Origin of the sequence: Actinoplanes aureus, from assembly GCF_015704865.1 — a bacterium.
GTDB lineage: Bacteria > Actinomycetota > Actinomycetes > Mycobacteriales > Micromonosporaceae > Actinoplanes > Actinoplanes aureus.
Genome location: NZ_JADQTO010000021.1, coordinates 21,756 through 46,839, shown reverse-complemented (window position 1 = coordinate 46,839; position 25,084 = coordinate 21,756). Strand labels below are relative to the sequence as shown.

Annotated in this window: 17 protein-coding genes and 2 pseudogenes; 8 read left to right on the top strand and 11 right to left on the bottom strand. The window is 69.8% G+C overall.

The window, feature by feature from the left end; all coding sequences use genetic code 11:
• Positions 1-41: 41 nt before the first annotated feature.
• From I4J89_RS34230 to I4J89_RS34200, 7 genes are read right to left on the bottom strand one after another with little or no spacing between them, the layout of a single operon-like run.
• On the bottom strand, positions 42-1,685 hold the full coding sequence (locus tag I4J89_RS34230; protein WP_196418292.1) for a glycoside hydrolase family 9 protein: 1,644 nt from the start codon (positions 1,683-1,685) through the stop codon (positions 42-44).
• A gap of 53 nt (positions 1,686-1,738) precedes the next feature.
• On the bottom strand, positions 1,739-2,176 hold the full coding sequence (locus tag I4J89_RS34225) for a hypothetical protein (RefSeq protein ID WP_309238584.1): 438 nt from the start codon (positions 2,174-2,176) through the stop codon (positions 1,739-1,741).
• A 32-nt stretch (positions 2,177-2,208) separates the two neighbouring features.
• On the bottom strand, positions 2,209-2,775 hold the full coding sequence (locus I4J89_RS34220) for a DUF7158 domain-containing protein (RefSeq protein WP_196418291.1): 567 nt from the start codon (positions 2,773-2,775) through the stop codon (positions 2,209-2,211).
• Positions 2,772-6,866, bottom strand: a complete 4,095-nt coding sequence (locus tag I4J89_RS34215) for a glycoside hydrolase family 38 N-terminal domain-containing protein (protein WP_196418290.1) — start codon at positions 6,864-6,866, stop codon at positions 2,772-2,774. The genes I4J89_RS34220 and I4J89_RS34215 overlap by 4 nt, the downstream gene beginning before the upstream one ends.
• Before the next feature lie 11 nt (positions 6,867-6,877).
• Positions 6,878-7,690, bottom strand: coding sequence for a carbohydrate ABC transporter permease (locus I4J89_RS34210; protein WP_196418289.1), 813 nt, complete (start codon positions 7,688-7,690; stop codon positions 6,878-6,880).
• A gap of 1 nt (position 7,691) precedes the next feature.
• Complete coding sequence (locus I4J89_RS50140) at positions 7,692-8,612, bottom strand: carbohydrate ABC transporter permease (protein WP_196418288.1); 921 nt, start codon at positions 8,610-8,612, stop codon at positions 7,692-7,694.
• 3 nt (positions 8,613-8,615) lie between these two features.
• Positions 8,616-9,971 carry an extracellular solute-binding protein gene (locus I4J89_RS34200; RefSeq protein ID WP_196418287.1) on the bottom strand — a complete coding sequence of 452 codons (1,356 nt, stop codon included), beginning with the start codon at positions 9,969-9,971 and terminating at the stop codon, positions 8,616-8,618.
• A 98-nt stretch (positions 9,972-10,069) separates the two neighbouring features.
• On the opposite strand from I4J89_RS34200, the gene I4J89_RS34195 reads away from it, so the two are divergent.
• Positions 10,070-11,056, top strand: coding sequence for a LacI family DNA-binding transcriptional regulator (locus I4J89_RS34195; RefSeq protein WP_196418286.1), 987 nt, complete (start codon positions 10,070-10,072; stop codon positions 11,054-11,056).
• Between the two features lie 6 nt (positions 11,057-11,062).
• Here the strand turns inward: I4J89_RS34195 and I4J89_RS34190 are convergent, their stop codons facing one another.
• The gene (locus tag I4J89_RS34190; RefSeq protein ID WP_309238583.1) at positions 11,063-12,064 is read right to left on the bottom strand and encodes an RNA polymerase subunit sigma-70; all 1,002 of its coding nucleotides are present in this window, start codon (positions 12,062-12,064) and stop codon (positions 11,063-11,065) included.
• Positions 12,061-13,725 carry an MFS transporter gene (locus I4J89_RS34185; protein WP_196418285.1) on the bottom strand — a complete coding sequence of 555 codons (1,665 nt, stop codon included), beginning with the start codon at positions 13,723-13,725 and terminating at the stop codon, positions 12,061-12,063. The genes I4J89_RS34190 and I4J89_RS34185 overlap by 4 nt, the downstream gene beginning before the upstream one ends.
• 115 nt (positions 13,726-13,840) lie before the next feature.
• On the opposite strand from I4J89_RS34185, the gene I4J89_RS34180 reads away from it, so the two are divergent.
• Positions 13,841-14,080, top strand: a complete 240-nt coding sequence (locus tag I4J89_RS34180; protein WP_196418284.1) for a hypothetical protein — start codon at positions 13,841-13,843, stop codon at positions 14,078-14,080.
• 57 nt (positions 14,081-14,137) lie between these two features.
• Here I4J89_RS34180 and I4J89_RS34175 read toward each other — a convergent pair whose 3' ends face one another.
• Positions 14,138-17,071, bottom strand: coding sequence for a pectate lyase-like domain-containing protein (locus tag I4J89_RS34175; protein ID WP_196418283.1), 2,934 nt, complete (start codon positions 17,069-17,071; stop codon positions 14,138-14,140).
• A gap of 205 nt (positions 17,072-17,276) precedes the next feature.
• On the bottom strand, positions 17,277-18,362 hold the full coding sequence (locus I4J89_RS34170; protein ID WP_196418282.1) for a LacI family DNA-binding transcriptional regulator: 1,086 nt from the start codon (positions 18,360-18,362) through the stop codon (positions 17,277-17,279).
• A gap of 232 nt (positions 18,363-18,594) precedes the next feature.
• Between I4J89_RS34170 and I4J89_RS34165 the strand changes: the two genes are divergently transcribed.
• The 6 genes and pseudogenes from I4J89_RS34165 to I4J89_RS34145 all read left to right on the top strand — a co-directional run bounded on the left by I4J89_RS34165 (position 18,595) and on the right by I4J89_RS34145 (position 24,910).
• A complete protein-coding gene (locus I4J89_RS34165; protein WP_196418281.1) occupies positions 18,595-19,911 on the top strand; it encodes an ABC transporter substrate-binding protein in 1,317 nt (438 codons plus the stop codon).
• 70 nt (positions 19,912-19,981) lie between these two features.
• Positions 19,982-20,905 (top strand): carbohydrate ABC transporter permease, encoded by a 924-nt coding sequence (locus tag I4J89_RS34160; protein ID WP_196418280.1) that lies wholly within the window; start codon positions 19,982-19,984, stop codon positions 20,903-20,905.
• Positions 20,902-21,747 (top strand): carbohydrate ABC transporter permease, encoded by an 846-nt coding sequence (locus I4J89_RS34155; protein WP_309238582.1) that lies wholly within the window; start codon positions 20,902-20,904, stop codon positions 21,745-21,747. Before I4J89_RS34160 ends, I4J89_RS34155 begins: the two co-directional genes overlap by 4 nt.
• A pseudogene (locus I4J89_RS52045) lies at positions 21,747-21,854 on the top strand (family 1 glycosylhydrolase); the annotation flags it as partial. The gene I4J89_RS34155 and the pseudogene I4J89_RS52045, both read left to right, overlap by 1 nt.
• 67 nt (positions 21,855-21,921) lie before the next feature.
• Positions 21,922-22,296 (top strand): annotated as a pseudogene (locus I4J89_RS34150) (family 1 glycosylhydrolase); the annotation flags it as partial.
• Between the two features lie 25 nt (positions 22,297-22,321).
• On the top strand, positions 22,322-24,910 hold the full coding sequence (locus I4J89_RS34145; protein WP_196418278.1) for an alpha-L-rhamnosidase: 2,589 nt from the start codon (positions 22,322-22,324) through the stop codon (positions 24,908-24,910).
• Positions 24,911-25,084 lie beyond the last annotated feature (174 nt).

Below are 25,084 nucleotides of genomic sequence, written 5' to 3'. Positions count from 1 at the left end.
GTCGTAAGGCAGTCAATGCCCGCAGCAGGGAAACGGAGCGGTCAGCCGAGTTCGGCGGCGAAGGCGGCGATCCAGGCCAGCGGCGCGTTCCAGTTGATGGTCAGCTCGTTCGTCGACCAGGAATGGATGTCGTCGACGTAGCAGAACTGACCCACCTGCCCGGTCAGCCGGGCCTGCGCCACCTCGTCCTGCAGCCCCGAGTTCGGCCCGCCGGCCAGGGTTCCCTTCGGCGGATGCGGCAGAGTGGGGTCGAGCTGGTGGGCGTACCACCGGCTGTGCTGGTTCTTGGCGTAGTCGGTGCCGTAGCCGGTCACGTAGGACAGGTTCAGCGCGTTGCGGCCGAGGATGTAGTCCAAGCCCTCCAGGACGCCGTCGCGGTAGCGGGTCTCGCCGGTCAGGTCGTACGCCACAGCCAGCACGACCAGGTTGTTCAGCACCATGCTGTTGGAGCCCCAGTCCCACCGGTTGCCCGGCGGGGCGTAGGCCACCGCGTACGGATGGGCCTGCTGGATGGCGAGGTATTTGTCCGCGCCGGCGATCACCGAGGCGCGCACGCCGGCGAGGCCGGGCAGTTCGCTGGGGGTCAGGGCCAGGTCGAGGCGGGCGGCGGCTGCGGTGGCGGCCCAGTCGAAGGCGTACGGTCCGAACACGTCCACGGTGTGCAGCGGAGAGGCCAGCACCGCGTCGGCGTACTGTTGCTCGCCGGTGGTCAGGAACAACTCGGCCGCCGCCCAGTAGAACTCGTCGCGCACGTCGTCGTCGTTGTACGGGCCGCCGCCGACGGTGTCCTCGACCGGCGCGTACCGGATCGGGTTGGTCTCGGCCGCCGTGTAGGCGGTCCGCGCGGCAGCCAGCAGGCGGTCTGCGTAGTCCGCGTCGTACTTGCGGTAGATCCGCGCCGCCTGGGCGGCCACGGCGGACAGGTTCAGCGTGGCCGCGGTGGACACCGGGCGCAGCTCGCGCGGTTGCGGGTCGAGGTGCGGCAGGGTCGGCAGGCCGGTCCACTCCCGGTCGTGCATCTTGTGGTGCACCAGGCCGCTCGGTACTGCCTGCATGCGCAGCAGGAAGTCCAGCTCCCAGCGCACCTCGTTGAGCAGGTCGGGGACCCCGTTGCCGCTCTCCGGCAGGTCGAGCGTCAGCTCGTCGAGGCCGCGCCGGTGTTCGAAGGCGTGCAGCAGCTGCCACACCGTGATGCCTCCGTTGACCACGTATTTGCCCTGGTCGCCGGCGTCGTACCAGCCGCCGCGCACGTCCAGCCGGTAGTCACCGGCGCCCGCTCCGCAGGGGACGTCGCGGTCGCCGAGATGCCCGGCCGGGCGGCCGTAGCCGGGCCGCAGATCCTCGCGGATCTCGATGCCGCTGCGCTGGCAGTAGAAGAACTTCAGCGCGTCGGCGCATAACGGACCGTAGAGGTCCGCGCCGATGGCGAAGGGCCGGCTGGTCGCGCCGTCCGCGATCAATGTGAAGCCGGTGCCGGCCTGCTGGTGCGTGCCGAAGTCGATGGTGTGCACGTTCTGGCCGGAGGAGACATCCGTGCCGCGCGGCTCGGTCGTCCCGGTCGCGACCACCCGGCCGGTGCCGTCGGCGAGCTGCCAGGGCAGCGCCTCGGTGGCGTCGGTGACGAGGGTGGCCCGTTTCGGCCCGGACGGAAGATAGCCAACCTGATTGATCGCGACCCCAGACATGCCGGGAACGCTCCCAGGGGGTCTGGTGCGCTGTCAATCCGGCCCACCTCGACTCAGCGAACGCGCAGCGGGGCTTCCTGGTCACTGCCGGATTGCCGGCCGATCAGGAACACCGCGAGGCAGGCGGCCAGCACGATCGCGGCGCTGACCGCGGGTGAGCCGATCTCCAGCACCGAACCGAAGAGGCCGATCGCGAACAGCGAGCCGAAGGATCCGACCGACAGCACGGAGCCGAAGGAGGCGACGGAGCCGACCGACAGCACGGAGCCGAACGAGCCGACCGACAGGATCGACCCGACGCAGCCGATCGACAGGACGGAGTCTTTGGAGCCGATGCTCAGGATCGAGCCGCTCGACCGGTAGGAGAGGAAGTTCCTGGCCTGGCTGGTTTCGTTCTTAGTCATGTGACCATCGTGGTTGGTCGCCGCCGCCGTTTCATCCGTCAGCGGTCGAGACGTCAACCCAACCGATCGACGGATTCGGGAGTCCACCGGGCGGCACGCCGTCCGGACAGCGCCGTGGCTCAGTGGTGGTGGGTGGCGTCGGGGTGGGCCGGGTCGGCCGGGTGCTCGTAGCCGGGTGCCAGCCGGACCAGGTCGGCGCAGCGCTGGTCGAGCCACTGCGCGAAGGCGCGTTCGGCGGCGGCCGCGGTCAGGGTGGCGGCGATGCGGGGGCGTTCTTCGGGGTACGGGCCGGGGTACCGGTCGCGGTTGCGGGAGAAGTACGCGTGCAGCTCCGGTTCGGGTGGTGTGGACGGTGGGAGGACGTGGCGGCGCAGGGCCCGGGCGAGCGGGTCGGCGGCCAGGACGGCGGCGGTCATGCCGCCGGTTCGCAGGGCTTGGGCGAGGGTGACCGGGCGGGGCGGGCCGTCCTGGGCGGTGGCGGTGACGCCGCGGGCGGCGGCCTCGTGGCGTACCACCGCTTCGGTGACGATCGCCTGGCATACCCAGCGGCGCAGGTTGCGGCCTTCGGCGGTTTCCGGGTGTGGGAGGCGGGCGGCGAGGGGGCCGCTGCGGAGGGCGGCCAGCCGCTGGTCGACGACGGCCGCCGTGATCGGTCGGCCCGCGACCCAGGCGGCGACGGCCGTCACGGCTGGACCTCGACGATCACCGGGGCGGTGTAGTGCAGGCGGCCGCCGTGGGCGAGTTTGACCATGGCCCACCAGGTTCCGGCGGGATGGCCGGGCGGGACGCGTACCGGGAAATGGGTTTCGGATTTTGCGCCGGGGTGCAGGGTGATGGCGTCGGTGACCGTGGGGAAGAGTTCCCAGGTGTGCCAGGGGCTGATCAGCTGGGCGTGCACCAGGATCGGGCCGGCGGCGTCGCTGCTGAGGTCGAGGCCGAGGGTTGCCGAGTCGCCTGGTTTGAGCAGCAGGCGGGTGTCGTGCAGGGCGGCGGTCACGGTCTCCGGGGTGCCGGTGCCGACCAGGACGCGGGCGACGTCCTCGACGGTACGGCCGTCGTGGATGAGCCGGGCGGTGATCCAGTGGCAGCCCTGAGCTGCCGCGGGTGTCACCTCGACCTCGGTGACCTGGTGGGCGCCGGGTGCCAGGTCGTAGGGCACGGTGGCGGGTGTGCTGGTCCAGCCGTCAGGCAGGCCGAGGGTGACCGATCCGGTGGCGGTCTGCTCAGCGAGGGAGGAGGCGACGGTCACGGTGAGCCGGACAGACCCGTCGGCGGTGCTGAGCGGTGGGTCGACGTGCACGGTCAGTGGCAGGTTGCCGGTCGGCGCCGGCCCGGTGTTGTGCAGCCAGTAGCGCGCGTAGGCGGGCGGCTCGTCGGCTGGGGCGGCGGGAGCGGGGGCGGTGGGCGCAACGCTGAAGGTGAGTGTCCGGATGGCGGACGGGGGCAGCGGGATCGCGGTCAGGTCGAGGCCGGCATCGGAGGGTTCTTCGAGGAGGTTGGCGGGCCTCGGGTCGGTGGTGGGTGTCCAGAGTTCGAGCCGGGCCGAGACGTCGCGCCCGTGAGCCTCGTACAGCCGGGCCGTGATTCGTGAGATCTCGGAGGAGGGCTGGCGGCCTGCGGCGAGCGGGTTGCCCGCCGGTTTGAAGGCGGCCAGGACGGCGTTGGTGACGCTGACGAACGACTTCTGTTCGTCCGGGCCGGACGCGACCGCGATTGCGGTCAGCGGATGGTTCAGCTCCTGGCCGTGGCGGACCAGAGACGTGTCCCGCCAGTCGCCGTCCCCGGCCACGACGGCGTACTCGAAGGTGTGGGTCCAGTGCTGCTGCTGGAAGTTCGACCCGTCGGGTGCCGTCCGCCGCGGCGGGTCGATCCACACACCCGACGGCCAGCCGGTGCACGAGCGCAGCAGCGACAGGTGCAGGGCGCCCGAGGTGTCGACCGCGAAGCCGGGGATACCGCGGTTGAGCAGCGCCACGGTCCGCAGGTCGAGGTCCGGGTCGGGTCCGGCCGCCAGGCCTGTTGCGGCGAGGACGGAACCGTCCAGGATCGACAGGTCGCCGGCGACCACGAGTACGGGCAGCGCACGGACGTCGGTCAGGTCAGCGTTGGGCTGCCACACCTCAGTCAGCCCCAACAAGGCCGGGATCCACAGCCGGGCGGAGCCGGAGGCGGCGAGCTGACGGTCGAGTTCGGCGGCGTACTCGGGTGGTGCTGTTGCGAGGACCGCCGCGGTAAACGCGTTCGTGGACGGGCCGCCGACGGCGATGCGGACATCGGGCAGGTTCGAGTCGATGGCGAGGCGCCCGTAGCGTGGGCCGGTGTCGACCGACGTGGTGGCGGTGACGCCCTGCCGGACCAGGGCGACCACCAGGTCCCGGGCCGCTGCCGGATCGCCGGACGTGATCACCTCGGCGATGGAGACGGCCCGGCTGTGCAGGCGTGCGCCGGACGGGTCGGATACGTCGACGCGGGCGGTGTGCGAGAGCGCGAACCAGTTCTGGGCCGGGTTGTCCAGCGTCCACGGTGCGGAGTCGGTGTCGGTCTCGACGTGGGCGAAGCCGCGGCCGACGACGGCGGCACCGACCTCGCTGACCGGCAGGCCGCCCGGGATCGCGGCCGGCCAGCGCAGCCGGGCGAGCCGGTCCGCGCCGGTGAAGCCGTCCAGGGTGGTGGAGCAGTCGAGGCGCGGGCTGCCGTCCCACAGGGTGAGCCGCTGGGTGTAGGTGACGCCGTCGATCGTGCCGGTGACGGTGAGGCGGCTGCCCAGGGGTGAGCGTTCGACGCGTACCGAAGCGGGATTCTGGCTGGAGACGTGGGTGGCGGGACCCTTGGGCAGCAGGTGCCACGGTCCCTCATGGTATCTCGGGTGTGCCGGGTACTCGTCGTAGAAGCGCAGCTCGTTGCCGGTGTCACCGGCTACCAGATAGGACCGGCCGGTGCGCACGTCGTCGAGCGCGGTGACACAGCCACCGCGGGTGGGATCGACCTGCACGCGCAGGAACTCGTTCGCGATCACCGGCGCGGAGTCGATCTCCGCCCAGGACCCGGACGGCGAGGCCTCCACGGCGAACGTTCGGTATCCCACAGGTGGGACGTCCGCCGCGCGGAAGACGACGTCGACGGCGGCGAGGCCGCCGTCCGGGTGCAGCGTCGCGTTCTCCAGCAGCGACGGCGCGCCCGCGACGCCGACCGACGACGTCCCGGGCGAGGCGAACGACACCCGCACCCGGGCCACATCCGTGCGCGGCCACGCCGACGGGTTGAACACCGCGATCCGGCCGGTTCCCGCCTGCGGCGCCAAAACCTTCAAAGCACTTTCGCGTACGCCGTGCGCGATCTCCCACGCCTCGCGCCACCCGGTGAGCAGGTCGAGATAGACCTGGTCCGACTCCGAACCGGTGATCGCGTCGTGGTGCGCCCCGAACACCAGCTGCCGCCACGCCCGGTCCAGCGGTGCGTGCGGATAGCCGGCCCCGTGCGCCGCCGCGATGGTCGCGAACGTCTCCGCCTCGACCAGCAGCGACTCCGCCTCCCGCTGCGCCTGCTTGGTGTCGATGAACGACACGTCCTTGCCCGTGTAGACCGGGTTCATGTCCCGGGTCTGCGGCGGGAACACCGAACGCTGCGACCGGACCGCGGCGAAGAACTCCTTCGGCAGGCCGCAGACGAAGCGCGGCGACACGTAGCGGGCGTTCCAATCGCGCTGGATCTCGGTGATCCACTTCGCCGGCGGGGTGTAGTCGGTGCCGACCGGCAGCAGCACGTTGCGGGTGGCGGCGACCCGCTTGAGCAGCAGGAAGAAGTGGTAGACGCTCTCCTCGGCGTCGGCGAGGGTGGCCTTCGAGTCGATCTGCCAGCCGGCCGAGTAGTGCGCGGGCATGTAGTGGGTGAGCACGCCGTCGCCGGACGGGGACAGCCACTCGAACTCCGACGTGAACTGCATGACCGACGGGTCCCCCCACCCGTCGAGCTTGGGCTCGTGGGTCCACAGCATCGGCCCCCACTGGTGGTACGGCCCACGCGCCCACGACGACGAGTCCAGGCCGGCCGCGGCTACCAGACCGGGGAACTGCGGATCGTGGCCGAACGCGTCGAGCTGCCAGGCCGTACGCGGGTCGCCGCCGAGCACACCGCGCTGGTAGCCGGCGCCGTGAACCAGGTTGCGGACCGTCGACTCGGCCGAGGTGAGGTTGGTGTTCGGCTCGTTGTAGGTGCCGCCCATGATCTCGAGGCGGCCCTCGCTGAGCAGCCGGCGCAGATAGGCGCGGTCGGCTGGGTGCGCGTCCCAGTACGGCTTGAGGTAGTCCACCTCGGCGAGCACGAACCTATAGTCCGGGTCGCGGCGCGCGGTCTCCATATGCTCGCGCACCAGGTCGAACCCGGCGTGCTGGAACGCGGCGCGGAACTCGGCGGCGGCCGGGCCGGCCTCGTCCCACGTCGCGGTGTAGGCGGCCTGGGTGTTCCACCACACGGGGTCATAGTGGAAGTGGGAGATCATCCAGACCGTCCAGCCGGGCTCGGCCACGGTGACAGTGGCGTCCGAGACGGCTGGGCCGGCTGTCACGCGTACCGAAATGTTTGAATTTGGCTCTTGATCTGTGGTTATCGGGACGTCGGTGATCTGGCCCTCGGCCATGGCCGACCCGCGCAGACCGGGGCCTTCGATGGTGATCTCGGCCGGCCCGGTGAGTCCGTCCAGCTCGACCCGCACCAACTGACGCGGGTTCGAAGGGTCGCCGACGAACAACTCCGTGCTGGTCACGGCCACGATGCGCATGCTGGTCCCTTTCAGCCTTTCACGGCGCCCGTGAGGCTGAACGCCCCGCCGAGCACCTTGGACACCGCGGAGTACAGGAGGATCACCGGCACGGTGTAGAGGATCGAGAACGCGGCGAGCTGGCCGTAGGCGACCTGCCCGTACTGGGAGAAGAAGGTGTAGATGGTCACCGAGGCCGGCTGCTTCTCCGGGCTGAGCAGCAGGATGAACGGGACGAAGAAGTTCCCCCACTGCAGCACGAAGGTGAAGATGAACACCACCGTGAGGCCGGGAACCATCAGCGGCAGCACGATGCGGTGCAGCGACTGGAACCAGCCCGCGCCGTCGGTCCAGGCCGCCTCCTCCAGGTTCAGCGGCACGCTGTCCATGAAGTTCTTCATCATCCAGACGGCGAACGGCAGCGCGGACGCCGTCATGAACGCGATGGTGGCCGGCACCGAGTCGATCAGGTTGAACCGGCTGTACATGGCGTAGACGGGCACCATGACCGCGGTGATCGGCAGGCCGGTGGCGAACAGGATGATGTAGAGGAAGCCGCGGCCGAACCGGGTGCGATAGCGCGACAGCGGGTACGCGGCGAACGTGGCGACGACGGCCGTGAAGATCGCCGTGCTGCCGGAGATGATCACCGAGTTGAGCATCGGGCGGAACACGGTCTCGGCGTTGAGCACGTCCTGGAAGTTCACCAACGAGAACTCCCAGGTCACCTTCGCCGACAGCCCCGAGCCGGGCTGGACCGAGGAGATCAGCAGCCAGGTGAACGGGAGCAGGAAGCAGACCGCGATCAGCAGCAGGGCCGAGTAGATCGCCAGGCGACGGGCCATGTCAGTCCTCCAACCTGATCAGGCGCAGGTAGATCGCGGAGAAGAGGGCGCCGACGACGAGCAGGACGAGCGCCATCGCCGTGCCGTAGCTGAGCTCGTAGAACTTGAACGACTGCTCGTACATGTACAGCGGGGTGGTCTGGCTGGCATTGCCCGGGCCGCCACCGGTCATCACGAAGATCAGGCCGAACGCGGCAAGGGTCTGCAACGTGATGAGCATGAGGTTGCTGACGATGGAGCGGCGGATCAGCGGCAGCGTGACGTAGCGCAGCTTCTGCCAGCCGGAGGCGCCGTCGATGGAGGCGGCCTCCATCAGCTCGGGTGGCACGTCGGAGAGCGCCGCGTCGTAGACGAGCATGCTGAACGCGGTGCCGCGCCACACGTTCGCGAAGATGACCGCGACCATCGGGGCGGTGTACAGCCAGTTCTGTGACAATCCGACGTGTTGCAGCAGTTCGTTGAGCGTGCCGGTGCGGTGCAGGAACGCGTACCAGCAGAAGCCGGCGACCGTCTCCGGCACCGCCCACGCGGCCAGCACCAGGCCGTTGACCACGTTGCGGGTGACCCGGTTGCGCCCGCGCATCAGCAGCGCGAGCAGCAGGCCGAGCGTGTTCTGGCCGATGACCGCCGAGCCGACCACGAATATCAGGGTCAGCAGGATCGAGTTCCAGAACGCCGGGTCGTGCAGCATCCGGTCGAAGTTGGCCAGTCCGACGAACTCGACCGCGCCGCTGCCGCTGAGGGCGGCGTCGGTGAACGCGGTGTAGACGCTCCACAGCATCGGGCCGGCGAAGAACAGGGCCAGCAGTACCAGGGCGGGGAGCAGGGGGACCAGGCGGCGCAGGCCGCGGCCGCGGTCCCGGCGGGGCGCGCTCGTGTCACCGCGCACCGCCGGGGGCAGCGTCGGGGTCGTGGCCGTCACCGCTCAGCCGCTCACCTTGTCGGGGCCGACCGCGGCCTTGACCTCGTCACCGTAGGTGGCCATGGCCTGCTCGGGCGTCGCCTGGCCGGTCATCACCGCCTCCATGGCGACCTGGATGGCGTTGGAGACCCGCGGGTACTCTGGGTAGGCGGGCCGGAAGTGGGTCACCTGCACCAGGTCGGTGAAGAACCTCAGGGTCGGGTTCGAGTTCAGGTACTTCGGGTCCTCGGCCACGTCCTTGCGCTCGGCGATCTGGCCGGCCGCGATGTCGTAGGCGAGCGAGTTCTCCTTGTTCAGCGCGAGGCTGACGTAGTCGAACGCGGCCTGCTTGTCCTCGGCGTGCGAGCCGACCGACAGCACCCAGCCGCCGGACATGCTGGTCGAGCCGGGCGCCTGGCCGTTCTGGGTGGGCATCGGGGCCTGGCCGAGCACCTTGGACCACTCGGGCCACGGCTTCGCGCCGGTCTCGATCCAGTTGCCGCTCTGCCAGGAGCCGTTCAGGTCGATGGCGATCTTGTTTTCGGGTATCAGCTCGGAGTTCAACCGGGTGCCGAAGTTCGGGTCCAGCGCGTCCTGCACCTCGGGGCCGAGTTTCTCGCCGTACACGGTCTTGATGAAGTTCAGCGAGTCGAGGAAGCCGGGCGTGTTGACCAGCCATTTCTTGCTGGACTCGTCGTAAAGCGTGTCGGCCGTGCCGTAGAGCAGCATCTCGAAGCCCTGCATGCTGGCGGCCTCGCCCGCGCCCTTGCCCGAGAAGACGTTCATCGGGATCACACCGGGCAACTTCTGCTTGATCGTACGCGCGGCGCTGAGCACCTCGTCCCAGGTCTTCGGCTGCCACGGCACCGGCAGCCCGGCCTTGGCGAAGAGGTCCTTGTTGTACCAGAGGGCGCGGGTGTCGGTGCCCATCGGCACGCCGTAGATCTTGCCGTCGAGGCCCTTCGCGGCCGCCTTCGACGCGTCGGTGAACTGGCTCCAGTCGGCCCACTTGCCCAGGTAGTCGTCGAGCGGCGCGAGGAACCCGGCCTGAATGTCGGTGTTCACCAGGAACGTGTCCTCGTAGAGGATGTCCGGTGCGGTGTTGGGGGACCGGTTCATCAGGGTGAGCTTGGTGTAGTAGTCGTTCTCGGACGCCTCGATCGGCACGAGCTTCACGGTCCAGCCCTGGTGGGCCGCCTCGTACTCGCCCTTGACCTTGTTCATCAGGTCGTCCATCTGGATGAAGGTGCCGAACTTCTGGTACGCCACGGTGAGGGTCTTCGCATCACTGTCGCCGCCCGATCCGCCGGAGCACGCCGTGGTCGCGCTCAGGGTCAAGGTCAACAGTCCGGCAAGGAGAGCTGTACTGCGTCGTTGCATGATCGTCTCCTTCGAGTGTGGTGCCTCCTGTGAGTTTCTGAGAACGTATACAGAGAAGTTAATCAATGACTCTTGGCGCGGTCAACAGAGGGGATTTCATGCGGCAGCCCACCATGCGCGACGTCGCGAAGGCGGCCGGCGTCAGCCCGGCGACCGTCTCGCGGGTCGTCAACGACGAGCGCTACATCCGGCCCGAGACCCGCGCCGCCGTCGAACGCGCCATCGCCGAGCTCGGCTTCCACCGCAACGAAATCGCCCGCACGCTGCGGCCGGGCCAGGCCGCCAACACCGTCGCCCTGGTCATCGAGGACCCCGGCAACCCGTTCTGGTCCGCGATCATCCGCGGCGCCGAACAGATCGCCCGCCGCCACCGCCACATGCTCGTCGTCGGCAGCACCGGCCAGGACTACGACCAGGAACGCGACCTGCTGCGTGACCTCGTACGCCGCCGCGTCGACGGCCTGCTCGTCGTGCCGACCGCCCACGACCACGTCGACCTGCACCACGAACTCGCCGGCCGCGTACCCATGGTCTTCATCGACCGCGTCCCGCCGGGCGTACCCGCCGACTCCGTCGTGCTCGACAGCTTCGGCGGCGCGCAGCGCGCCGCCGCGCACCTGATCTCGGCCGGCTACCGGCGCATCGCCTATCTCGGCGGCGACCCGGCAGTCCACACCGGCGCAGCGCGCCAGGCCGGCTACCGGCAGGCACTCGCCGACGCGGGACTGCCGTGCGACCCCGCGCTGATCAGCCTGGGCAACCACACCGTCGAAGACGCGGCCCGATCCGCTGCCGCCCTGCTCACGGCACCGGTGAACGCTGACGCCGTCTTCGCCGACAACAACCGGATCTGTGTGGGAGTGCTGCACGCGGCCGCGGCGCACGGCGAGGTGGGGATCGCCGGGTTCGACGACGTCGAGCTGGTCGACCTGCTGCCCCGTCCGGTCGCCCTGATCACGTACGACGCGGTCGAGCTCGGCCGGCAGGCGGCGACCCTGCTGTTCGACCGGATCGGCGGCAGCACGGCGGACGTCCGCCGGCTCGTTCTTCCGACGACGCTGGTCCACCGCGGGCGCAGATCCTGACCCGGCTCAGCAGGTGGTGGGAAGGTCGAAGGCGGCGAACAGGTGGGGGCCGAAGGAGGTGATCTCGGTGATCCGGCCGTCGGTGACGCCCAGCACCTCCAGCACCTGTGCCCGGTACCGGGTGTCGCCCGGCCGACGCAGGTAGTGCGCGACCGCCGGCTGCCGGTTTGCCCGCGTCGGCTGCCGGCGCCACTGTCCCAGGTAGCCCGGCGCGGATCGGTCCAGGACCTCGGCGAGCGCTGCGGCGAACGTGTCGCGCCCGACCCACAGCGTCGGCCGGGAGCTGGACGTGCACGGCTGCGGCATCGGCATGGTCACGCGGATGTCTTCATGGAGCAGTGCGGCCATGGCGCTGGTGTCGGGCCCGTCCAGCAGCGCCAGGTAGCGGTGCAGAAGCGTCCGTTCGGCCTCCGTCGGGTCCGCGGCGGGTGCCCACTCCAGCCGGCTCGGTGAGAGGTGGGAGCGCAGGGCGGCGCGGGCCCGGGGCAGGGCGCTGTTCACCGAGGAGACGCTGAGACCGAGGATGCCGGCGGTGCCGGACGCGGGCCAGCCCAGGACGTCGCGCATGATGAGCACGGCCCGCTGCGTCGGCGACAGATGCTGGATGGCGATCAGGAACGCCAGTTCGATGGTCTCCTTCTCGATGACGGTGGCGTCGGGTTCGGCGTCGTGCGGTGCGGCTCGGTCGAGCAGCAGGTCCGGGTACGGCTCGAGCCACGGAATCCGCTCCGGTGAGCCGGCCGCGCCCTCGGGGCGGGGCCGGCGCTGAGCACGGTCGAGGAAGTCGAGGCACGTGTTGGTCGCGATCCGGTACAGCCAGGCCCGCGCGGTCGCCGGCCCCTGAAGGGTGTCGCGCTTGCGCCAGGCCCGGAGCAGGGTCTCCTGCACCAGGTCCTCGGCGTCGGTGAACGACCCGACCATCCGGTAGCAATGCACCCGCAACTCGTGCCGGTGCCGCTGCACCAGGCCGCTGAACGTGGACTCGTCGAGCGCCTCCACCGGAGTCACCGGCCCGCCGGCGCCCGGTCGGCGTCCGCCGCGGTGCCCGGCATGGGCATGTCGCCGAGCGACGGCAGGTGCCCGAGGCCGAGCCGCGCGACCACCGCCAGCACCACGAAGATGACGACCGACACGATCGCGATGATATGCAGTCCGTCGGTGAATGCGGTGCGCGCCGACGTCAGCAACGCGGCACCGGCATCGGCCGGAAGTCCTGGTACGACCGTGACCGCCCCGGTGATGCTGTCGTGGGCCGCGGCCGCAGCGTTGTGGGGGACACCGCCGGGGACCTCGACCTGGTTGCGGTAGACGGCGCCGCCGATGACGCCGAGGATCGCCACGCCGAGCGCGACACCCAGCTCGCCGGCGGTCGACGCCAGCGAGCCGGCGGCACCTGCCTTCTGCGGGGGCGCCGACGACATCACCAGGAACGGTGCCATCGGGCCGACCGCCGCGCCTCCGACGTAGACGATCGTGATCCCGGCGAGCAGGATCGTCAGGCCGGACGTGGCGGGGACCTGGGTCAGCACGACCATTCCGGCCGCTGCGACGATCGAGCCGGTCATGAGGACGTACGCGGGGCGCACCTTGCGCGCGATCGCCGGCGCCAGGTTGCCGACGATGATCATCACCGCCGACGGCAGCAGCAGCCACAGCCCGGTCTCGAACGGCGAACGGCCGGCGACGAGCTGCAGGTACAGCGTTCCCATCAGGCCGACCCCGCCCATCACGAACGCGATGAGCAGGGCGAGCACCAGCGTGGTGGACAGCGCGCGGTTGCTGAACAGGCTCAGGTCCAGCAGCGGGTTGCTGACCCGGCGTTGTCGCAGCACGAACCACACCGCGCAGCACAGCCCCGCGATCAACGCCACCACCGCCGCCACGTCCCAGCCATCGCGGGCCAGGGTCTTGACGCCGTAGATGAACGGCAGCGCCGCCGCCACGGACAACACCACGCTGATCAGGTCCAGCCGGCGCGCGGCCGGGTCGCGGGAGTCCGGCACGAGCAGCGGTGCGGTCAGCAGGAGCAGCGCCATGACCGGTACGGCCATGAGGAAGATCGATCCCCACCAGAACGAGTCGAGCAGCAGGCCGCCGATCACCGGGCCGAGCACCATGCCGGCCATCAGCGAGGTGCCCCACGCGCCCATGGCCGCACCCATCTGCCTCGGGTCCTGGAACATCTCGCGCAGCAGCGCCAGCACCGACGGGATCAGGGTGGCGCCCGCGACGCCGAGTACCGCCCGCGCCGCCACCAGCATTTCCGGCGAGACGGCGTACGCGGCGGCGATCGATGCGACAAGGAACAGTGCCGCACCGCCGAGCAGCACCGTGCGCCGCCCGATCCGGTCACCGAGGTTGCCTGCTGTGATCAGGAAGCCGGCGATGAGGAAGCCGTAGACGTCCGAGATCCAGAGCTGCTGCGTGCTGCTCGCGCCGAGGTCCGCGCTCAGGTGCGGCAACGCCAGGAACGTGATGTTGACGTCGACCGCCGCCAGCATGGTCGGCAGGCACAGCACTGCCAGCCCGAGCCACTCCCGGACGGTGGCCTTCGCCGGCGCGCCGGCGAGCCTGCGATGCCGGTCTGCGCCGCCGCCGACCTGCCGACCGCCGGGCTGGTGCGCCTTGGTTGCCTGATTCTCTGTACTGGCTGAGCTGCCGAACGTCATGTGCTACTCCCGTCGCCGATCCCGATCGCGGGGACCTCATACGCGTATGACGGCGTGCGGCACGAAAACTTAGCTCCGGCACGACGACGTTGCGCAGGCCGCGCAGACTGGGGGCGTGGGCACGATTCAGGACCCGGATCCCGACCGCGACTGGTTGAAGCGCAGCTATGACAACACGGGCGGCAGCCCGTTCACCGTCGAGGCGCAGGCGGAGATGATGGGGCGGCTGGCCGAGGGCACCGGCGACAGCCGGATGGCCCGGATCGGCCGGGTCGTCATCAAGGCCACCGTCTGGATCACGGTGGCCTCGTTCTTCCTGTCCGCCCTCGCGGCAATCCTGAACGAGCAGAAATGAACGGCCGGCGCCATGTAGCCGCCGGCCGCCCGTTCTTCGCGTGCCCGGACCGAGTGGTCAGCCGGCGATCAGTGCCCAGGACTGCTGGTCGTTGGCGAACGACGCCGAGGTTCCGGCGACGTGGTACGAATCCGTCCGGCCGTTGTACGCCTCGAACGTCGACTGCAGCGCCGTGCCTCTGGCCTTGTTGATCAGCCGGTAGTAGCCGTCGGAGGTCTTCACGACCTGCCACAGCTGGGCGTCACCGCCGTCGGCCGGGGCGGCCGACAGGCGGTAGTTGCCAGTGCCGCCGGGGTAGGCGTCGCCGGTCGTGGTGAGCCGGGTCCCCGGATAGCCCAGGCTGCTGACGGTGTAATAGCCGCCACCCGCCTCGCTGATCTGCCAGCGCTGCTGGTCCCAGCCCCACGACGCCGGGGTGGCCGCGACCTGGTGTCCGTTGCTTCCGTACGCCTCCCCGGCGGCGTGCAGGGCGACCACCGGCTGCGCCTTGTTGACGATCCGGAACCGGCCGGCCGGGCCGATCGGCTTCCCGGCGGCGAACGCGGCGCCCCGGCTGGTCAGCTGATCGGCGCTGTCGTACAGCGTGGAGTACTGGCAGGTGGGTGTGCCCGAGCAGTTGTCCGCGAACCACGCGTACCGCTGCACGTACGGAAGGTTCTCCAGCAGCGGCACCACCTTCTGGATGAAGGTGTCGGCGGCCGACTGGCTGGGTGTGCCGTACATCGGTTTCCAGGCCGAGGTGTCCACCGTGCCGATCTCGGTGAGCCAGATCGGTTTGTGCCACTTGTTCCAGGCGTCGGCGAGCGTGCCGCGGACCTCCTCGATCGCGCCGGGGTTGGTCCAGTCGGGATAGATGTGCAGGTTGATGAAGTCGACCCGGTAGCCGCGTCCGGCGGCGCCGGTCATGAACTCATCGAGCCAGCCGCTCCAGTAGTTCGCCGGTGCCGGGCTGCCCAGGGTGAGACCGGTCGACTGCAGGGCGGGCCACGCGTCGAGCGCCTGCGTGACCGTCATGTTGGCCTGTTCGGCCAGGTCGGGTTCGTTGAAGCCGAGCAGGTGGGTGTATCTGCCCTGCTGCTTGCCGGCGGTCAGCGCGCTGATGGTGGCGGGACTCGCCGCGGCGTCGTTCCAGACCTGCGGGACGAATTCCACTCCGGCGCCGGCCGTTCCGGTGGGGGACCAGTTGTAGTACCAGCCGGCACCGGCGGCGGACAGGCGTGCCTGGTCGGTGCTGTACTTGATCGTCGCGATGCCCTTCTTGGCGGTACGCGTGACCGGCGGGCCGGCGGCGTACTCGGTCAGGTAGGCGGTGGCGGCACCGGTGGCGACGGGTGCGCCGGCGTTGTTGACGACGTGGTTGATGCCGCCGCTGCCGGCGAGGAAGACACTCACCGCGTCGTGGATCTTGACCCCGGCGGCGTTCGGCACCTCGATCGCGCGGTCGGCGTAGACCGGCTGGTTCTGGTTGAAGTACGAGTAGACGCCCAGACCCCACGCCTCGTGACCGGTCACCGAGGCGCCGACCTTGTAGGAGGCGTACCCGTTCACGGTGCTGGCGCTCTTCCAGGCCGCCTGGTTCGGCGGATCGTACGGGAGCTCGCTCTGGTAGAAGATCGTGTGGCCGTTCTGGCCGTTCCAGATCGTCTGGAACTTCTGGTAGTGCTCGACGAACAGGCCGAGCGCGGTCACCGAGTCGCCGTTGACCGTGACGCCGGTGTCCGCCGTGTTGCTGGCCCAGCCGGCTCCGGCGCCGTGGTCGGCACGCCACGCCCAGATGTGATCGAGGAGCACGTCGTTGCTGTTGACCAGCAGGCTGTTGGTGGCCCGGCCGGTGGTGGCGCCGCCGATGCGGAAGAAGACGTCCTGCACCGATGTCGGGTTGCCCGCGTGCCGCACGGAGGTCTTGGACGCGCCGACGGTCATCAGGTTCGCCGATCGGGTCGCACCGGCGTCCACGATCAGCCCGGCCACCCGGACGCCGTCGACGTCGGAGACCGCGATGGCGGCGTTGCCCGCGGTGGGCACCAGGGTGGCCATGCCGAGGCCGAGGACCACGGTGCCGGGCCGGGTCACCCGCAGGGCCTGGGACAGCTGGTAAACGCCGGGGGTGACGAGCAGGTGCTTGCCGGCGGCCAGCTGGGCGTTGATCGTCGCGGCCGAGTCGGTCGGCTTGGCGATGTGGAAGCTGCTGATCGGCACGGAGGTGCCGATGCCGGCACCGCCGGCCCAGGACAGGCCGGAGGCGTTGCTTCGTGCCGCCGGTACGAACACCGAGTAGTCGCCGGCCGCGTTGACGGTCAGGAACGGCTTCTCCCGGCTCACCGGGGTCGTCGCCACGGTGGTCATCGGCGGGTCGGGGAAGCTCTGCGGCGGTGCGCCGGTGGTGCCGGAGAACACCATGTTCCACACCGAGCCGTTCCAGCTGCCGATGGCGCTGTCGCGGGTGTAGTACTGCTGCTGGGTGGTGGCGTCGACATGGCCGTCGACCCGGGTGTCGGCGATGTAGCCGCCGCTGGCGTACGCGTAGTCGGCGGTGTGCAGCTCGAGGTTGCCGCGCACGTGCACCCGGCGCAGGGGTGCGGCCTGCGACACCGCCCAGCGGTTGGTCCCGCCGGTGGGCGTGATCGACAGGTTCTCGGCCGAGCGCCAGAAGTTGGTCAGGGCGTCGTTGCGGCCCTCCACCCGGACCGCTCCGGTGATGGCGACGTCGCCCGGTGCGGCGCCCAGACCGGCAACGGTGGTGTAGTAGCCGAGTTTCGCGTCCACCGCGTAACTGCCGGGCTTGAACAGGAACGCGTTGCGCTGGGTGCCGAACTCGTTGTTCTGCTGGGTGGTGAAGGCGGCGTCGAGTTGAGCCTGGATGGCCGAGCTGGACATGGACGGGTCGAAGACGACCACGTGGGGTCCGAAGTCGGGGGGTGCGGCTTGCGCCCGTCCCGGAAGCGCGGCGACGGTGCCGGCGGCCGAGGTCAGGACGAGGGCGGCGGCCATGATGGTATATAAGTGGCGAATCGGAAGTTGAGGCACAGCGTGCTCCGGCTTCTGCAGGGCAGGGGATTGTGCTCAGACCGTGAATCGATTCACGGGAGTGGCGCCACAGTAAGCATCCCGCTGATGAACGTCAATAGCCCCCGACGTGGCCGAATGCCAGCGTGCGGCCTGACCTGCGAAAGAACGGTTTGAACCGTTCAAAGACCTACGGTGTCCGCAGCCGGTTCGTGGTGGGCCGCCGGCGTTGCGAACTGCGCCGGGCGATCAGGTGCGGTTCCAGGACGACGGTCTGATGCCGGTGGTCCGGGTCGTTCTGGGTCTCCTCGAGCAGCAGCTGCGTCGCCACCTCGCCCATCCGCAGTCCCGGCTGCGCGATCGTGGAGATCGGGATGAGGCTCTCCGACGCCAGGTGGTTGTTGTCGTAGCCGACGACCACCAGGTCGTCCGGGACGCCGACACCTCTCTCGGCCGCGGCGTTGATCACCCCGACGGCGAGCGGGTCGGAGGCGCAGACGATGCCGTCGACGCGCCGGGACTGGCGCAGCAGATTGCCTCCGGCGGTCCTGCCGTCGCGCACGTTGAGCGCGTGCGTCTCGATGACGGTGAGGTCCAGGGACGCCTCGGTGGCGGCCTGGCGGGCGCCGTCGAGCCGATCACGGATGGCGTGCAGATGCAGCGGCCCGCCGACGAACGCCAGGCGCCGGGCGCCCTGGGCGATCAGGTGGTGCGCGGCGAGGTAGCCGCCGAGTTGCTCGTCGACGGCCACGCAGCACATGTCCGGGTCGGCGGCGGGTGCGTTGACCACGACGATCGGCCGGCCGCGCCGGGCGATGGCCCGCGCCGCGTCCAGCGGTCCGTCCAGTGGCGCCAGGAGCAGCCCGGCGGTTTGAGCCTGATCGAACAGTTCCAGGTAGGCGTCCTGCTTGGCCTGGTCCACGTCGCTGTTGGCGAGCAGGAGCTTGAGACCCGAGGCGGCCGTGGCCGCCTCGGCGCCGCGGGCGATGTCGACGAACAGGGAGTTGCCGATGTCGACGAGGACCAGCCCGACCGTGTTGGTCGTGCCGGCCACCAGCGTGCGGGCCGCGAAGTTGCGTACGAAGCCCAGCTCGGCGATGGCGGCCTCCACCTTGCGGCGGGTGAACTCGGTGACCCGGTCGGGATTGTTCAGCACGTTCGAGACGGTCCCGACCGCGACGCCGGCGAGCTTGGCGACGTCCTGCACGCTGGGCCGGGCGCCTTCCTGGGCGGCGCGACGGCCACGTCGGGCGTCTGACGGCGAGTTCCTCGGCATGCCGGCCAGCGTAGTGCCGTAGTGATCAGGCCCGTGAACCGATTCAGGCGAACGCCCGATATCAGCCTTATGTCAAGGCCTGTGGCGATCATCGAGAGCGGAAAACCGCCTCATGGTTGACGTGGATCACATCCACCCCTACAGTCGCCCGTGAATCGATTCAAATAATGCTCTCAAAGCACGCAAATCTTCTTCATCGTGTAACAAACCCCTGGCCCGGAGGTCTCCCGCGATGTCCATACGTCCGTCCCGCCGTCTCGCCCTGGCGGCCCTCGCCGCCGGTGCCCTGGTGCTCAGCGCCTGCAGTGCCGGCAGCCTCGGCACCAGCGACGAGGAGGGCACCACCACCGTGTCGTACCTGGTCGACAACGAGGCGTCGACCGTCAAGACCGCCGAGGCGCTCGTCTCGGCCTTCAACGCCAAGAACTCGTCGATCCAGGTGAAGATCGAGACCCGGCCGCAGGGCGGTGAGGGCGACAACATCGTCAAGACCAGGCTCGCCACCGGCGACATGGCCGACGTGTTCGGGTACAACTCGGGTTCGCTGTTCCAGGCGCTGAAGCCGGAGCAGAACCTGACGCCGCTGGACGACCAGCCGTACGTCGGGGACCTGGACCCGGCCTTCAAGGTCACCGTGACCGCCGGCGGCAAGCTCTACGGCGCACCCAACGGCGCCGCCATGGGCGGCGGCATCCTCTACAACAAGGCCGTCTACACCAAGCTCGGCCTGCAGGTGCCCAAGACCTGGGCCGACTTCATGGCCAACAACGCCAAGATCAAGGCGGCCGGGGTCGCCCCGGTGGTGCAGGCCTACCAGGACACCTGGACGTCGCAGGTGATCGTCCTGGCCGACTACCACAACGTGGCCGCCGACCAGCCGGACTTCGCCGAGAAGTTCACCGCCAACCAGGCCAAGTTCGCCACCACGCCGGCCGCGCTGCGCAGCTTCCAGCGGCTGCAGGACGTGCACGACGCCAAGTACCTGAACAAGGACTTCGCCTCCGCCAAACTGGAGCAGGGCCTGAAGCTGCTCGCCGACGGCAAGGGCGCGCACTTCCCGATGCTGACCTTCACGGTGGCGACCCTGGCCGCCAACTCGCCGGACAAGATCGACGACATCGGGTTCTTCGCCCTGCCCGGCGACGACGCCGCCAAGAACGGCCTGACCGTCTGGGAGCCGGGCGGCCTGTACGTCCCGAAGAGCACCACCGGCGCCAAGCTCGACGCCGCGCGCCAGTTCATCACGTTCGTGGTGAGCAAGGAGGGCTGCGACATCATGGCCGGCGCGTCCACCCCGTCCGGGCCGTTCGTGGTCAAGGGCTGCGATCTGCCGGACACCGTGCCGGCAGCGATCAAGGACATGCAGCCGTACTTCGACAGCAAGGCCACCAGCCCGGCGCTGGAGTTCCTGTCGCCGGTCAAGGGGCCCACGCTGGAACAGATCACCGTGGAGGTCGGATCCGGCATCCGTAAGGCCGCCGACGGCGCCGCCCTCTACGACCAGGACGTCAAGAAGCAGGCACAGCAGCTCGGATTGTCCGGCTGGTAGGTCGATAACCCGGCCCGGTGGCAGCGCAGCAGGGCTGCCGCCGGGCACGGCCGAGAGGACTTAGTCGATCATGACCGCACTTGATGTCCGCCAGGAGCACGGCGGCCGGACGAGCGTCGCTGCCGCACGCCCCCGGAGGGTCCGGAGCCCGTACTCGTACTGGTTCTACCTGCCGGCCGCCGTCGTCTACGGCGCGCTGTTCCTGGCACCGACCTTCGCCTCGTTCTACTTCAGCCTGACCCGCTGGACCATCTTCGAGCACGAGTTCATCGGACTCGACAACTTCGTCCAGTTCTTCCAGGAGCCCGCGCTGATCAAGGGCTTCGTCAACACCCTGATCTACGCGGTGGTCACCTCCGGCCTCAAGATCGTTCTCGGTCTGCTCCTGGCAGTGCTGCTCACCTCGCAGATCGTGGCCCGCGGCTACCTGCGTTCGGTGGTGTTCTTCCCGGTGCTGGTGAGCACCATCGGCGTGGGGCTGACCTTCACCGTGCTGATGCACCCCGACGAAGGCCTGATCAACAAGTCGCTGGCGCTGGTCGGCATCGACGGCCCGGCCTGGCTCACCGACCCCAGCTACGCGCTGCTGTCGGTGGCGCTGGTGGACGTGTGGAAGGGCGTCGGCCTGGCCACCCTGATCTACATCGCCGGCATCGTGTCGATCCCCGGCGAGTACTTCGAGGCCGCCCGGGTCGACGGCGCCGGCCGGCTCGCGGTCTTCCGCGCGATCGTCCTGCCGCTGGCCCGGCCCGCGACCGTCACCGTGATCATCCTGTCGCTGATCGGCGGCCTGCGCTCGTTCGACCTGGTCTGGGCGATGACCCGCGGCGGACCCGGCTTCACCTCCGACGTCATCGCGTCGGTCATCTACAAGCAGTACCAGGCAGGGTTCTACGGCCTGTCGACCGCCGGCAACGTGGTCCTGTTCCTGGTCGTCACGGCGATCGTGATCCCGCTCTACGGGTTCCTCAACCGCAAGGAGGTCGACCAGTGACGACGGCAACCGTCCGGCGCCCCCGTAAGAACCACCTGCTCAGCCTGGTCGCCATCACCATGTCGGCGGTGGTGTTCCTGGTGCCGTTCGCGTTCATCGTGCTCACCGCCCTGAAGGACCGCCAGGACGCGTCCCGGCTGGAGTTCTCCTGGCCGCGCAACGTGCAGTTCGTGCAGAACCTCGTCGACGTGGTCCAGGCCCGCGACTACATGCTGATCATCGCGTTCATCAACAGCACGATCCTGACCGTCTGCAGCGTGACGCTGATGGTGATCCTGGCCGCGATGGTCGCCTTCGTGCTGCAACGCCGCCGCAGCCGGTGGACCCCGCTCATCAACTTCCTGGTGCTGTCCGGACTGATCGTCCCGCCCGCGGTGGTCCCCACCATCTGGGTGCTGCAGGGAATCGGTCTGTTCCGCACCATGACCGGCCTGATCTTCGTCGAGGTGGCGTTCGGCCTGGCGTTCAGCATCCTGCTGTTCCGCGCGTTCATCGCCACCATTCCGCGCGAGCTCGACGAGGCCGCGATCATCGACGGCGCCGGCCCGGTCCGCCTGTTCTTCCGGGTGATCTTCCCGCTCCTGCGCTCGGTGGCGATCACGGTGATCGTGGTGCAGTCGGTGGCGGTCTTCAACGACTTCACCAACCCGCTGTACTTCCTGCCCGGCAGCGACAACGCCACCGTGCAGCTGACGCTCTACAACTTCCAGAGCCAGTACGGCACCCAGTACAACCTGCTGTTCATGAACATCCTGCTGATCACGATCCCGCCGCTGATCATGTTCCTGTTCTTCAACCGGCGCATCGTGGCCGGCATGACCGCCGGTGCGGTGAAGGGCTGATGGGCACGCCGGCCATCCGGTTCCCGGCGGACTTCGCCTGGGGAGCGGGCACCGCGGCGTACCAGATCGAGGGCGCGGTCACCGACGACGGTCGTGTGCCGTCGATCTGGGACACCTTCAGCGCGACACCGGGCCGGATCCGCAAAGGTGACACCGGGGCGGTGGCCTGGGCCGGTCGAGCCGGACGGTCTCACCGAACTGCTGCTGCGCCTGCATCGCGACTACGGACCGGTCCCGCTGTACGTCACCGAGAACGGCGCGGCGTTCGACGACGAGCCGGACGACACCGAGCGCGTCGCCTTTCTGGACGGGCATGTGCGCGCGGCGCATGCGGCACTGAGCGCCGGAGTGGACCTGCGCGGCTACTTCGTCTGGTCGCTGCTGGACAACTTCGAATGGGCCGAGGGCTACACCAAACGGTTCGGGCTCGTCCACGTCGACTACGCCACGCAGCGGCGCACGCTCAAGGCCAGCGCTCACTGGTACGCCCGCACCATCGCCGCAGGCGGCCTCACTTCCCCCCAACCCAGCGAGTCATGCGCGGCCTGACGGCCGGCGCGGTAAGGCTAGAGCTTTGTCTGCACAGAACCATCGGGGTACGCGCGTCAGCACTCCCCGCATCGAGCACCACACCCGCCCCCTCGGCATCGGCGAACGAACTCCACGACTGTCCTGGCAGGTGGAGACCGGTACACCCGGCTGGCGGCAGCGGGCGTACGAGGTCGAAGCCGTCGGCCTGTGGAGCAGCGGCGTCATCGACTCCCCGGACAGCGTCCTGGTGCCCTGGCCGGGACCCGCGCTGAACTCCCGCGACCGGGTCGAGATCCGGGTCCGGGTCTGGTCCGGCGAGGCGGAGCCCACCGCGTGGAGCGCCACCACCACGGTCGAGGCCGGCCTGCTGGACGCGGGGGAGTGGCAGGCGGCCTTCGTCGGTTCCACCGACACCGGCGACGGCGACCGGCGGCCGGTGCTGCTGCGCCGCGAGTTCACCGTCCGCGAAGGGCTTCTCCACGCCCGGGTGTACGCGACCGCGTGCGGCGTCTACGAACTGGAGGTCAACGGGTCCCGCGCCGGTGACGAGGTGCTGGCTCCCGGCTGGACCAGCTACCACCACCGGCTGCGCTACCAAACGCTCGACGTCACCGACCTGCTGCAACCCGGCCCGAACGCGCTCAGCGGCTGGCTCGCCGACGGCTGGTGGCGCGGCGAGTACGGCTGGAACCGGATCGGTGAACGCTACGGCCGCGACACCGCGCTGCTCGCGCAGCTGGAACTGCACTACGCCGACGGCAGCGTCGAGCGGGTGGTCACCGACGACACCTGGAGCTGGGCGTACGGGCCGATCCTGCGGGCCGGCATCTACGACGGCGAGCACCACGACGCGCGGATCGTGGCGGGAGCCTGGACTCCCGTACAGAAAAAGGATCTTGATGTTGGTGAGTTGACCGCCCCGGCTGGACCACCGGTGCGCCGCATCGAGGAGCTGCCTCCGCGCAGCGTCACCCGGGTCGACGAGGCCACCCACCTGCTCGACTTCGGGCAGAACCTCGCCGGACGGCTGCGCATCACCGTCACCGGACCGGCCGGCACGGCGATCAGCATGCGGCACGCTGAAGTCCTCGAGGACGGCCGGCTGTGCACCCGGCCCATCCGCACCGCCGACGCGCACGACGTCTACGTGCTCGCCGGCGACGGGCCGGAGACATGGGAGCCGCGGTTCACCTACCACGGCTTCCGCTACGCGGAGATCGCCGGCTGGCCCGGCGAGATCGAACCGGGCGCGGTGGTCGCGGTGGTCTGCCACGACGACATGACCGAGACCGGTACGTTCTCCTGCTCCGAACCGCTGCTGCAACGGCTGCACGACAACGTCCGGTGGAGCATGCGCGGCAACTTCGTGTCCGTGCCCACCGACTGCCCGCAGCGCGACGAACGGCTCGGCTGGACCGGCGATTTACAGGTCTTCGCGCCCACCGCGGCGTTCCTGTACGACTCCACCGGCAGCATCGCCGACTGGCTCGCCGACGTGTCCGCCGAGACCGGCGACGACGGCCTGGTCCCGCTGTACGTGCCGCACATCGACACGCCGTTCCCGCAGTTCCACTGCGCCGTCTGGGGTGACGTCACCACCGTCGTGCCGCTCGTGCTGCTGGACCGCGCCGGCGACCTCGGTCCGGTGCTGAGCGGATACGAGACCGCCCGGCGCTGGGTGGAAGGCTGCCGCCGGCTGCTCGACGGCGGCGACGTCATCGCCCGGGGCCAGCAACTCGGCGACTGGCTGGACCCGGCCGCCCCACCGGACCGCCCCGGGGAGGCCCGCACTGATCCCTACCTGGTCGCGACGGCGTACCTCGCCTACTCGGCCCGGCTGCTCGCCCGCCAGGCCCGCCTGGTCGGCAAGAGCGACGACGCCACCGACTACGAAGCCCTGTCCGCCCGGGTGGCCGCCGGCTTCCGCCGGGAGTTCGTCACCGCGAGCGGGCGGTGCGTCTCGGACACCCAGACCGCGTACGCCCTGGCGCTCTGCCTGGACCTGCTCGACGGCGAGGACCAGCGCGCCCACGCCGGCGCCCGGCTGGCCCGCCTGGTGCGCAAGGCGGAATTCCGGATCGGCACCGGGTTCGCCGGCACCCCGCTCGTGCTCGACGCGCTCTCCGAGACCGGACACCTCGAAGAGGCGTACCGGCTGCTGCTGGAGACCGGCTGCCCGTCCTGGCTCTACCCGGTCACCATGGGCGCCACCACCATCTGGGAACGCTGGGACAGCATGCTGCCCGACGGCACGATCAATCCCGGGGAGATGACCTCGTTCAACCACTACGCCCTCGGCGCGGTTGCCGACTGGCTGCACCGGACCGTGGCCGGGCTGGCCCCGGCCGCGCCGGGTTACCGGACCATCCGGGTACGCCCGCGCCCCGGCGGCGGCCTCTCCTCGGCGTCGGCCGCTCACCGCACACCGTACGGTCCGGCCTCCGTCGCCTGGCGCCGCGACGGCACCACCTTGCACGTCGACGTGATCGTTCCGCCAGGCTGCGACGCGGTCGTCGAGCTTCCCGGACAGGCGGCGACCACGGTGCTCAGCGGCGAGCACTCTTTCGCCGTCGAGTACCGGCCCGTGCATGACGATCCGATCCAGCCCCTTCCGCCCCGCCGGCACTTCTGATCCGGCCGTCCGGGCTGCCTGCCCAGTAAAAGGGCTTTCGTGGTCAGGGGCCCCAAGCGGTGATCTTGCTTGGCCCACGCTCAATGCTGTCTCAACGGCCGCCAGACAGCACCCACGTTGGGCCGGACAAGGCCCTGACCGCGAAGGTTCTCTAGGCGGCGGGCAGAGGCCGAG